Consider the following 12,093-nt stretch of genomic DNA (forward strand, 5'->3'; position numbering starts at 1 on the left):
ACATGCTTGTTTCATATGAACGAACCATATGTGAATACATGCTTATATATGCATGTACACATCGTTTATTGTTCATTCCAGTATAAATATAAAAATTCACATTTAATCTTTTCACGATCCTCTCACTATTCCCCATTTCTATAGACCCCAATCCATTTACTCAATCCACTACTCATGATGACCTTACAAGCTCATGATTGATCAACTCATTTTATTCATAGGGTCTTAAGGTGCAATTTTTAGAAAATATTGATCAGAAGCGGGGTGATTGATCTGACAGTATACTAATGATTTTTTTATCGTTGTTGAAAATTAATTTTAGAAAAGGGTGGATGTATTGAAAAGAATATTGTCGCTGGCACTCATTACAGTGCTAGTCATACAGTCTAGTATATTAGGAGTCTTGCCTTTAGCAGGGGCACAAGCAAAAGAAATTCAAGAAAACATTTATGGGGATATTGAATTTGCTGATAGCGAAGGCAATAAGTTATCAAGCATGGAAGATCAGCAAGTAAGAAAGGCCACTGTGCATTGGTCTATAAAAGGAATTGATCTAAAAAAACAATATCCGTATGTTCTCACTCTTCCTTCAGCCATCCAGGTAGAGAAGGAGCAGAAGGAACCCATTACTGTGGGTGACATACTTGTTGGCGAGTATACCGTTTCAAAACAAAATGAAGTGACGGTGAAATTTAAAGAAGATGTTGAGATCGATCCAAATTTAGAAGGATCAATTGACATCGATGTCACCAGTATAACTCAGCAAGAAGAGAAAACAAAGCAAAATAAGGGTGAAGAAAGCCTTCCAAAAGATGACTCAATCTCATCTGAGAAAGATAAAGCTTCTAACAATCAAGAAGCCGCTCAAACGAAACAAAACGATGAAGATGAATTACTAAAAAACAAAGTGAGCGTATCTAAGCGTGCAGGGCTGCAAAGTGTTTCAAAACAAACGCTGATACAAGAAAATCTCCTCACTGATGCGAAATTAATCTTTGAAGATCAGGAAGGAAATTCAGTTGAGAAACCTGATATCAACTCGCTGATTTCCATTAACTATGAGTGGGCCATCCCGAACGGTCATAGCTATAATGGCGGGGATGAATTCCATTTCAAGGTTCCAGAGGAATTAGTGATTTATGAAAAAATCGATCGTCTTGAGATGAAGTTTAATCAGGCAACCATTGGTTATTTTTCTGTAGATGAGAGCGGAAATGCCTCCATCGAATTCACTGATTTTATTAAACAATATTCAAATATTCATGGAACACTTCAAGTGTGGACGCAATTAGATAAAAAAACTGTCATTACTGAAGAAAAAGAAGTGGTCATTACCCCGATTGAAGGAAAGGATAAAATATCAATCCCGATTCAATACATTCCAAATGGCCCAAACGTCTCTAAAAAGGGAGAACCCAATCGATCTTACAATGCTGAAACCATTCAATGGACAGTAGATTTTAATATGGATTTAGAAGATGTGAAACAAGCGAAACTGTTAGATCCGATTCAAGAAGGTCAAGCGTTGAAAAAAGATTCAATTAAGCTTTATCGTATTGATACAAAGCTAAATGGAGAAACATCGATTGGTCAGCTGCTTGACGAAAACCACTACACAATTGGCCAAACAGCAGATGGTCAAGATTTCACGATTGAATTTAAAGATGACGTTCATCTAGCTTACCGTTTAATGTATGAAACGGATATTACGAATCAGGATCAATCTGCATTTCGTAATAAAGCATCCCTTGTTTCTGGTGATAAAGTGATCAGTTCAGCAGAAGGAACAGTGAATGTGACAAGAGGCAGTCCTTTAAATAAAAAAGCCGCGCACTACGACCCAGTCACACAAACAATTACATGGGAAATTCGTTATAACTATAACGAAAAAAAGATTGCTCAAAAGGACGCTTTGTTAGAAGACTTCTTTAACGGCACACAGGCGCTGATATCTGATTCCATTCAAGTCAAAGAAGTCACAATTGATCAAAATGGCAACGAAGCAGGAACAAAAGCGTTTGAAAATTACGTGGTTCAACCTCAAAAAAAGGATGAACAAAACGGGTTTACCTTGCAATTCAATCAAGATATTCAATCGGCTTATCTCATCACCTATCAAACAAAAGCAACCGAGCGGATTTTTGAAGCTGAAGAGATTATCAATACGGTAACAGCTGGCAAAGAGAGCAAACAAGGGAAGCAAAGAATTGACCAGCAAATCCTAACGAAAAATCATGGAACACCGAATTACAAGACCAAGACCATTCCATGGCGTATCACCTTCAACAAAGATCAACAAACGATGAACAATGTGATATTAAAAGATACGTTTACAAACGAAGGATTGACGCTGCAAAAAGATAGTTTAAAAGTGACGACAGGTAATACAGTGCTTGAAGAAGGCACAGATTATCAAATCGTTGAACATGCAAATGGATTTGATATTCAATTTACGAAAGAAATAAAGACAGAACATACCGTCACATATACAACGTCTTTTGATTATGAAAAAAGAGCAGATAAAGACCAAAAGAACCTGCGTAATCATGTAAAGCTCGAATGGGTAAATGAAGATGGCAAGGATTTAACGAAGGAAAATCAGTCTGTCTTCACGCCTGACACATACACGCAGTCAAATGGCTTCAAAAACGGAACTTATAATGCAAAGAAAAAAGAGATCACATGGAATATCGGTGTGAACTATAACTTGAAACATCTAGAAGAGGCGAGAATCGAGGATTTCATTCAAGGAAACCAGCGTTTGCTTAAAGATTCAATCATCGTCTATTCGCTTGATTTACAAGGCGGGGAAAATGGAGCAGAAGAAAAAGAGGTATTAGCGAAAGAACATTATGATATCAAATTCCTTGAAAATGAAAAGGGAGAAACAGGCTTCGAAGTGATTTTCAAAAAAGCCATTGATTCTCCATACAAAATCACGTATCAAACAAGTGTTGAAGGAATGGATTTAGTACAGAAAACCTACGATAATAAAGCGACCCTTTATGATGGACAGACAAAAGAATCTGATGTGAATGCTGTGGTGTCCATTCCAAATGGGGGGAAATACACGAGCAAATCAGGGAATCAGCAAGGAAAAGTCATTGATTGGAAACTGAATATCAACTTTGGTCAATCAACAGTCCAAGATGCGACGATTATAGATCATCCAAGCAGTAACCAAGCCATAATAGAAAACTCATTTCATCTCTATTCGACGACAATAGATGAAAAGGGGCAAGTGACAAAAGGAGAAGAGCTGGAAAAAGGGAAGGATTATGAACTAGACCTTGAATTCGACCCAGATTCTTTTCAAATCAAATTTAAAGAAGAAATCACAAGACCATATATTTTAGAATACCAATCTCTCATTTTAGATAAAGTGGGAAGTACACTTCAAAACGAAGTAACGTTTAGAGGTGAAAATGTAAAAGAAATCAAAAAGGAATCCGAAGCCTCAATTGTGGTCAAACGCACCGCTGGCATGGGAGATGGCACAGGATCGATTGGTGCTTTAACCGTTAAAAAGGTAGATGCGAGTAGTGGAAAAGCGCTAAAAGGAGCAAGCTTCTCTCTGACAGATGCTGCGAGCGGCATCGTCATTGGTACAAAGACAACAGATGAAGAAGGAGCTCTTCGATTTGATCGTCTTCTGTATGGTGACTATATCGTGACAGAAGAGAAAGCACCTGATGGTTATATTAAAACGAAGGAACCGATCCATGTAACGATTGATCAGCCTTACGAATCTGGAGATCAAGCGAAAACAGGAAATAGCATGACGGTGCAGAACCAAGAAATCCGCCAGCATGTCAAGTTAACGAAAAAAGACAAAGAGACGGGTGCAGCATTAGAGAATGCAGAATTTGAACTGAAAAATGAATCTGGAGAGACCGTCCAAACCGATTTGAAAACGGACGAAAAAGGAGAAATCCTTTTCAAACATCTTGAGCCAGGTTCCTATTATTTTGTTGAGACAAACGCACCGAAAGGCTATCAATTAAATCAGCAAAAATGGCCGTTCACCATTAAAGAAAATCAAACAGAAACAACAATTGTAACTGCATTAAATGACATTATCAAAGGCTCAGCAGAATTGAGCAAAATAGGTGAAGGCGGAGAGCGACTAGAAGGTGCACAGTTCAAGCTCTTAGATCAAGACGGGCATGAGTTAAAAGATTCGCTTGTCACAGGAGAAAATGGCAAGATCACGATAAACGAACTAAGGCCGGGTACGTATCAGCTCGTTGAAACAAAAGCACCAGATGGGTATGTATTAGATGAAACGCCAATCAAATTTGAAGTACCACTTGATCCAAAGGAACCAGTCGTCATTTCGCAAAAGAACCTATATGAGACAAGTGCATTAGAAGTGTTAAAAGAAGGGGAAGATGGCAAGAAGCTTCAAGGTGTTCGATTTGAAGTCTTGGATCAAAATGACAAAGTTGTGCGTAAAGATTTGACAACAGATGAAGATGGGAAGCTTTTGGTTGATAACCTCAAACCGGGCAAATATCAGCTCGTGGAGACAGAGAGTGTTGATGGTTACCAAAAGAATAATAAACCTTATCCTTTTACCATCGAAATCGCACAAAAAACACCAGCAGAGATCAAAGTGATCAATGATCTCAAAACTGGATCTGTTCAGCTCACGAAGCTCGGTGAAAAGGATGATGTGCTTGAAGGAGCAGAATTTAAGCTTGTAGATGCAAATGGAAAAGAGATAAAAACAGGTCTCGTCACTGATCAGAACGGGAAAATCATCGTCAACGATCTGAAACCTGGAACCTATCAGTTTGTTGAAACGAAGGCTCCATTCGGTCATGAGCTTGACGAAACACCTGTCACTTTTGCTATTCCATTTAACCCTGAGAAGCTGGTTAGTGTGACAAAAGAAAATAGCCGCACTACAGGCGGAGTGCTGTTGCACAAAAAAGGCGAAGATGGGAAATCATTAGAAGGGGTTGTCTTTGATCTATCTGATGATAAAGGAAAGATAGTGGCAGGAGGAGAAGGAATCACAACCAATCAGGATGGAAAGATCACCTTCACAGGGCTAAAACCTGGAACCTATCAATTTGTTGAAAGAAAGAGTCTTGAAGGCTATGAATTGAGTGCGAAACCACTTGTCTTTGAAGTTGAATTAGGTCAAAAAGAGTTGAGTCAAGTGGAGGCAATCAATCAGCTTAAGAAAGGTTCTGTTGAACTCACAAAAATAGGAGAAGAAAAAGAAAGATTGAAAGGCGCAGAATTTACCCTTTTCAATGACGATGGTAAAGAATTGATGTCAGGTTTAACAACCAACGAGAAAGGCATCATCACTGTCAACGATTTGAAACCAGGCGCTTACCAATTGGTTGAAACGAAGGCTCCTTTTGGACATAAACTAGATGCAAAACCAGTAGACTTTAAGATTGATTTCAATCCAAAACAACTGGTGAAAGTGACAAAAGAAAATATTCGGACGACAAGTGCTGTGCAGCTTCAGAAAAAAGGAGAAGATGGTCAGTTACTCAATGGAGTGACCTTCGATCTGCTTGATGAGCACGATCAACGTATAAAGAAAGACTTAAAGACAGACAAAAATGGTCAACTAACAGTCGATCAACTGAAGCCAGGCACCTATCAATTTGTCGAAACAGCAAGCATTGCCGGCTATGAACTGGATCAGACACCTGTCTCATTTAGGATTCGTTTAGGTCAAGACAAACCAGCAAAAGTAGAAATGATTAACAAACTGACGCCGGGAGCAGTGGAACTGACCAAAGTGGATGATGAGGGACACACGCTGGAAAATGCAGAGTTTGCTCTTCTGAGTAAAGAAGGAAAAACGTTGAAGAAATCACTTGTAACGGACCAAAAAGGAAAGCTTTACAACAATGATTTAAAACCGGGACAATATCAATTCGTTGAAACGAAAGCACCTCATGGCTATCAATTGGATGATAAGCCGATCCTGTTCACAATTGAGAAAAATCAGCAGAAGCCGCTTCAATTAACAGCGAAGAATCACTTGATCTTAGGAAGTCTGCGTATCATAAAGGTAGACCAGCAGACAGATAGAACCTTAAAAGGGGCATCCTTTGACATTCGTACAAAAGCCGGGAAAACCATAAAATCTGTGACAACAGGAAAAGACGGAGAAGCCATTGTCAAAGGGCTTAAACCTGGAGAGTATCTACTCACAGAGACGAAAGCACCGGATGGTTATGTAGCTTTAAAGAAACCGCTCGCTTTTACAATTCAAATGGGCGAAGTAGAGATCAAGACAATGATTGTGAAAAATGCACCAGTGAAGAATGAAGAGGACCACACGAATCCTCCAGCCTCAGATAAAGGGGATCAGCATCCGCCTCATGACTCAAACGGTGAGCTACCAAAGACTGGTGAAGAATGGCTGCGTTACTTGATGTATGCAGGGATTTTACTAGTAGCTTCTGGAACTGTTCTTCTTGTTGTCAGAAGAAGAACCATTCAGTAAAAGGAAGGAACGAGTGTATTGATGAAAAAAAGAACCTTATTAGGCAGCTTTTTGGTGGTCACGGGGCTGATGCTCACCTCCGTTCCTTTTCTATATGAGTGGCGAACTTCTCAAGAGACAGCAGCAATGGAACAGGCATTAAAGATGATTAAAGAAAATGAAAGTGATGCCCTTTCTTCTATTCCACATTTAACTGTGTCAGAAGAAGACCTGCGAGATGTGATGGAGCTAGAGATCCCGTCAATTGATTTAAACGAAAAAGTGCTTCCTGTTACAACAAAAGAAAATTTAGGTATAGCACTGACTCAAATTAAATCTCATCAAATGCCAGGTAAAGGGAATTTCACGATTGCAGGACATAGAGGGTATAGAGGTGACCGGCTTTTCCGTCAGCTGCCAGAGGTGCCTAAAGGAGAAAAAGTTGTCTTACATCATCAAGCTGAAACATACGAATATAAAATTGTCAGCTCAGCTACGATTGAACCGACGGATGTGGATGTACTAAAGGATCGTGGGAAAAATGAACTGACATTGATCACTTGTACACTTGATGGTCAGAAACGATTTGTCTTAAAAGGAATACGAATCAACGCTTCAAAGGGTGAGCAGCCATCGGATGTATAACACCAACATAATAAATGATGGATGCGATGGAAAAGCAGCGCTCACGACCGATATGTTACACCAATTGTTATCAGAGCATTATCCAACTTTAAAAAACGAACGTTGGGAAGTTGATGTAGATACAATTCGGGCTTCACCTATTCTTCACCCTTTATTAAAAAGAAAGCTGCCAATTGGTATTGAAAAATTCACCTGTGTTTTGTTCACGCAGCAGACAGCAGCTTTTGGAGAGCCTTTGATTGTGTACTTTTTATTGGATGAGAAGGGCGAATCGATTTACGCAATGGATCTCTTGCTCGAGCAGCAAGACACCCATTAAACGAGAAATAAATTAGCGGGTTCGATTTTAAGGTGGAAAAATAAAATCAGTTATATCATGAGGACTCTAATTCGTATATGAATTAGAGTTCTTTTATTTGTTTATATATAGTCGTCTTACTAACTTTATTATCTACTAAGAAGGCGCTGCCTAGCAGATAGTCTCCAATGTTTAGATGATAAAGATTTTATAAAATGGATTGAAAACAGAGGTCATAATCACGATTGGCGACCAAAGAAGATCATCTAGTTTTTATCCTTTCCCTGTTTCTTCAGAAGGAATATCAGAAAGTGCTAAAGATAATCATGTGTTGACTCCAAAATACTGATAAAATTTATTTAGATATTCCTTAATTATAGGTGTGGAGGTAAAAGCATGCGAAAAGAAGACCCCCAATATATTTTTCATCATGATAAACGACCAGAAGTTGTTCATGATTTAGCCGATGTAGATGAAAATTCCACTGAGTTGTTAATCACAGGAAAAACAAAAAATATTGAAAGGTTGAAATCTTTTTCTAACCTAACGAAATTGTGGATTTACAAAGTGAACCAAAAGGAATTCAATACGATCTTAAGCTTAGTTAATCCCAAAATGCTCTTTGTGCATGAACTGAGAGTAGAAGATTTATCAATCATCAGTTCTCTTAAAGATGTTGAGGTATTGGCACTTGAATGGAATACAAAGGCACAAAGTTTATGGGATATATCAAAAAACACGTTTTTAAAATCTTTATCCATAACAGATTTTTCAAAGTTGAATGACATAGCCCCTTTGCAAAAAAATACTGGTTTAGAATTTCTACAATTGTCAGGCGGGATTTGGAATACATTAAATATAAATACTCTTCAACCTTTAAGATACCTCAAGAATTTAACATATCTGTGCTTATCAAATATAAAAGTGAAGGACGAGTCTTTAGAGCCGATATCGGAATTAGAGGGACTCAAGGAACTTGAAATTTCGAACCAATTCCCGACAGAAGAATATGCCAGGTTATCCGTAACCCTCCCACATACGAAGTGTGATCGTTTTGCACCATACATCTATTTATCAAGTCCTATTGTAGATAAAGATGTGATGGTGATTGGAAAGCGAAAACCGAAATTAAATTCAAAAGTTGATGGGGAAAAGTTGCAAAAATACGAAGAACAATTTAAAGCGTACCAAGAAAAGTTTATAAAATAACTTAAAAAGCAATGGAAAATCAATTCCATTGCTTTTTGTATGACTAATACCATCATAAACTTTTTCTTTCTTGTGATTCAATTACGCAAACAACTTCAGCCCAACCACACCAATCACAATCAGCAGCAAGCTGAGTATACGAATCATGTTTTTCGGCTCTTTAAATAGAATCATATTAAACAAGACAGAGCCCGCCGTTCCAAGTCCAATCCAGACCGTATAGGCGACGGATACTTGAACGGATGAGAACGAGGCGTATAAAAACAAAAAGGATAAGGCAAACCCGCCGACAAATAAAATGCCTGTCGTGATTTGCTTTTTCTTACTAAACATATTGAGGCCAATGGTTCCACCGATTTCGCAGGCAGAGGCCAACAGTACAAAAAACCAGCCCATTTATACCGCTTCTCCTTTCTGCTCATGGGCATCTCCATCAGACACTTTCAGTCCAATAATCCCGAGAATTAAAATACCCATAAATAAGAGTTTTTCTAATGAAAACGAACCGCCGAACAGCGCATAATCCATCAAAGATGTACCTATCGTTCCAACTCCGGCAAACACGGCGTACACGGTCCCCGTCGGCAGCTTCTCGCAGGCCTTCATTAAAAAATAAAAATCAACCGGGATCAGGCAGATAATGATCGCCCATTCCCACAGAGCATCAGCTCTATTTAAACCAAACACCCAAAGTAATTCGAATAAACAAGTGAGTGCAACATACATCCAGCTTTTTTTCATCGTATTTCCTCCTAAAAACTTAAAAATGACGATTCGTCATTTTGAAACCAAAAAAGAGCGTACAGCAAGTGCTGTACTAAGTTAAGGTGTCTCTATGCCAAGTGCGTAAAGAAGAAATTGCTTCACCTCTCGCTTTTGAATCAGAACCTCTTCTGTATCTGTTTCCGTAAATAAGTACATTTGCTCAGCAGACGATTCGAGTAAACCGATAATGAATTTAGCTGCATATTGACAGTTCAAATTCGCACGGACTCTTTTGTCCTGCTTTGCTTTTTCTAGAAAAGCAGCGACCCATTTGTAAATCGGCTCATAAATATCTTCCCATTCCTTTAAATGCTCGGTGGCGGCTAAGCCTGAGTAGGTGAGGGCAAGGACATCTCGGTATTGCCTTGTAAAAGCAAAAATGAATTCAACAAGTGCATCTGCTTGATCGAGGACATCTGCATGCTGAGTTAATTCCTTTTCGATTGCAGGCACCATCTGTGCGATGAGATGTTCTGCGATTGCAGGCATGACGGAAAGCTTTGAAGGAAAATATAAATAAAACGTTCCTTGCGCTACTCCTGCTGCTTTCACAATATCCGAAATGGTCGTCTTTTCGATGCCTTTTTCTTTAAACGCATCAATCGCAGCAAGCATAATCTTTTCTCGTTTCGACATATCATCACCGACCTTAAATGACTGAATGTCATTCAGTTTAGCGAGAAACTGACGATTTGTCAATATGGTTTTCTCTTCATTGAATGTGAGAATAAGTGATGAATAGATGCGGGCAAGCCTGAATATGCTGTAAATATGGTCAAGCATCATCATGTGAGAAAGGGGCAGCTCTCTGTATGACTTCCAGTGCTATGTTTTCCATTGCTTATTTTCTCCTGCTCGTCCCGCTCTATTTACATATGAGATACAGACAGGCAAAAAAGCACAATCGTTTTATCTATTTGCGGACAGAATTGGTCCTTGCCAGTCTGTTTATTTATACGAATGTTTTACTATATTTAACGGTCTTTCCAAATCGTTTTTCCGCCCCAAGAGATCAGGTGAATGTCAACCTCATGCCTTTGCAGTCCATTTATCAAAATCTTCACGCGTACCATCATGGCTATCCCAATCTTGTCTTTCTAAATTTAGCAGGGAACATATTGTTATTTGTTCCACTCGGTTTTTTTCTATATCAAGCCTTTCGAACCTTGCGCTGGCAAAAGGCGGTTCTTGGGGGCTTTCTCCTGTCAACCATGATCGAATTGCTCCAATGGATGTTCTCGCAATCTGGTATCATTACAAGAAGCAGCGATATTGATGATATTCTTTTAAATACGCTTGGCACAGCACTAGGCTGTATCGTGTATCAGATCTATCGAAAAAGGAAGGAGAAATTTGAGTGAAGCGAGTTTGTATCATTCCATGTGGCGCGAAGAAAATTTGGGATGTCGATCCAGAAGCAGGGAGCCAGCCAGCGAACCATGTCTATTTAAGTCCCCTGCATCAGCGTACGAAAAGCTATGCTCAAACGTTCTTTTCAGACTGGATGATCTTATCAGCGAAGCACGGCTTCTTAATGGCAGATGATATCATTCACGAAAATTATGATGTGGCTTTTGGTACACCGCATGCTAAGCAGATCACACGAGAAGAACTGAGCCAGCAATTTCATCAAAAAAATCTTTTCGCATATGATGAACTGGTGGTACTAGGTGGAAAGAAATATCGAAAAGTGATCGATCCTTTATTACAGCCTCATCAAAAAGCAAATTATCCGCTGGCTCCATATAAAGGAATTGGCTATATGCTTCAGGCGTTACATCAAGCAGTGGAATCAAAAATAGAACTTCCGCCGCATATTTAACACATTCACATCTACCGGTAAGCAGGGTTTTGATCATTAAAAAGAGAATAATTGAAATAGCGATGCTGATTGTTTCATATCTTTTCAGCAGCCACTAGCATACCCGTATCGCTTGGGTAAATTGGCTCAATGAAAAAGGGAGGCGTATGAACATGACAACCATCTATTTAGCTGGTGATTCGACCGTTTCATCTTATCCAGATCGTCCTGTTCAAGGAGGATGGGGAGAGTTTTTACACCGCTATACAGCGCACGGGGTTAACGTCGAGAACCGTGCCATTGGTGGAAGAAGCTCAAAAACATTCATTGAAGAAGGACGCCTTGATGACATATTGGCTGACATTCAGCCAGGAGACTGGCTTTTCACACAAATGGGGCACAATGATGCTTCCAAGGAAAAGCCTGAGCGGCATACAGATCCTTTCACGACGTATAAAAGCTACCTGTCTCAATATATTCATGGAGCAAGAGCAAAAGGGGCAACACCACTTTTGTTAACGCCAGTCGGACGTTTTCATGAAAAAGACGGAGAATTTATCAATGATTTTCCTGATTACTGTGCCGCTATGAAAGAATTAGCCGATGAAGAAGAAGTTCTTCTCGTCGATTTAAATACCGCAAGCCTTCAGTTTTATCAAATTTCCGGCATAGAGAAAACGACCTCTTACTTTATGCTGTCAACAGGAATTGAGGATCGCACGCATTTTACAAAAGAAGGTGCAGATGCGATTGCAAGACTTATTTCTCTAGAATTAAAAGACCTTGGTTTAACCATTGTGTGATGGATGACAGGACGAGTGAGCGCTCGTCCTGTTCTTTTTTTGCAGAAAGCTATTGATTCTCTTCACTAGAGTAGACTACAATAGGTACATATGATAATGAGAATCAATATCA

Annotated in this window: 10 protein-coding genes; 7 read left to right on the top strand and 3 right to left on the bottom strand. The window is 39.2% G+C overall.

The genetic code is table 11. The annotated features are described in order from the left end of the window. The first annotated feature begins 328 nt into the window (after positions 1–328). From NSQ76_RS04540 to NSQ76_RS04555, 4 genes are all read left to right on the top strand, one after another. A complete protein-coding gene (locus tag NSQ76_RS04540; RefSeq protein ID WP_341052727.1) occupies positions 329–6,481 on the top strand; it encodes a SpaA isopeptide-forming pilin-related protein in 6,153 nt (2,050 codons plus the stop codon). Positions 6,482–6,502: 21 nt separating this feature from the next. Beyond that, positions 6,503–7,105, top strand: a complete 603-nt coding sequence (locus NSQ76_RS04545) for a class D sortase (protein WP_025093489.1) — start codon at positions 6,503–6,505, stop codon at positions 7,103–7,105. Further along, complete coding sequence (locus NSQ76_RS04550) at positions 7,098–7,424, top strand: hypothetical protein (protein WP_024425241.1); 327 nt, start codon at positions 7,098–7,100, stop codon at positions 7,422–7,424. Before NSQ76_RS04545 ends, NSQ76_RS04550 begins: the two co-directional genes overlap by 8 nt. A gap of 375 nt (positions 7,425–7,799) precedes the next feature. Next, on the top strand, positions 7,800–8,612 hold the full coding sequence (locus tag NSQ76_RS04555; protein ID WP_341052731.1) for a leucine-rich repeat domain-containing protein: 813 nt from the start codon (positions 7,800–7,802) through the stop codon (positions 8,610–8,612). Between the two features lie 81 nt (positions 8,613–8,693). Here the strand turns inward: NSQ76_RS04555 and NSQ76_RS04560 are convergent, their stop codons facing one another. The 3 genes from NSQ76_RS04560 to NSQ76_RS04570 form a co-directional block, all read right to left on the bottom strand. After that, positions 8,694–9,008 carry a DMT family transporter gene (locus tag NSQ76_RS04560; protein ID WP_003217878.1) on the bottom strand — a complete coding sequence of 105 codons (315 nt, stop codon included), beginning with the start codon at positions 9,006–9,008 and terminating at the stop codon, positions 8,694–8,696. Beyond that, positions 9,009–9,353, bottom strand: coding sequence for a DMT family transporter (locus NSQ76_RS04565; protein ID WP_024425239.1), 345 nt, complete (start codon positions 9,351–9,353; stop codon positions 9,009–9,011). An 81-nt stretch (positions 9,354–9,434) separates the two neighbouring features. Then, entirely contained in the window at positions 9,435–10,013 is a 579-nt protein-coding gene (locus tag NSQ76_RS04570) for a TetR family transcriptional regulator (RefSeq protein ID WP_024425822.1), read from the bottom strand. Between the two features lie 176 nt (positions 10,014–10,189). On the opposite strand from NSQ76_RS04570, the gene NSQ76_RS04575 reads away from it, so the two are divergent. The 3 genes from NSQ76_RS04575 to NSQ76_RS04585 all read left to right on the top strand — a co-directional run bounded on the left by NSQ76_RS04575 (position 10,190) and on the right by NSQ76_RS04585 (position 11,981). Further along, a complete protein-coding gene (locus NSQ76_RS04575; protein WP_268422577.1) occupies positions 10,190–10,738 on the top strand; it encodes a VanZ family protein in 549 nt (182 codons plus the stop codon). Next, positions 10,735–11,199 carry a DUF6884 domain-containing protein gene (locus tag NSQ76_RS04580; RefSeq protein WP_341052736.1) on the top strand — a complete coding sequence of 155 codons (465 nt, stop codon included), beginning with the start codon at positions 10,735–10,737 and terminating at the stop codon, positions 11,197–11,199. Before NSQ76_RS04575 ends, NSQ76_RS04580 begins: the two co-directional genes overlap by 4 nt. Before the next feature lie 152 nt (positions 11,200–11,351). Continuing rightward, positions 11,352–11,981, top strand: coding sequence for a rhamnogalacturonan acetylesterase (locus NSQ76_RS04585; RefSeq protein WP_024425236.1), 630 nt, complete (start codon positions 11,352–11,354; stop codon positions 11,979–11,981). Positions 11,982–12,093 lie beyond the last annotated feature (112 nt).

This window comes from Bacillus sp. FSL M8-0256 (genome assembly GCF_038005765.1).
GTDB classification, from domain to species: Bacteria; Bacillota; Bacilli; order Bacillales; family Bacillaceae; genus Bacillus; species Bacillus safensis.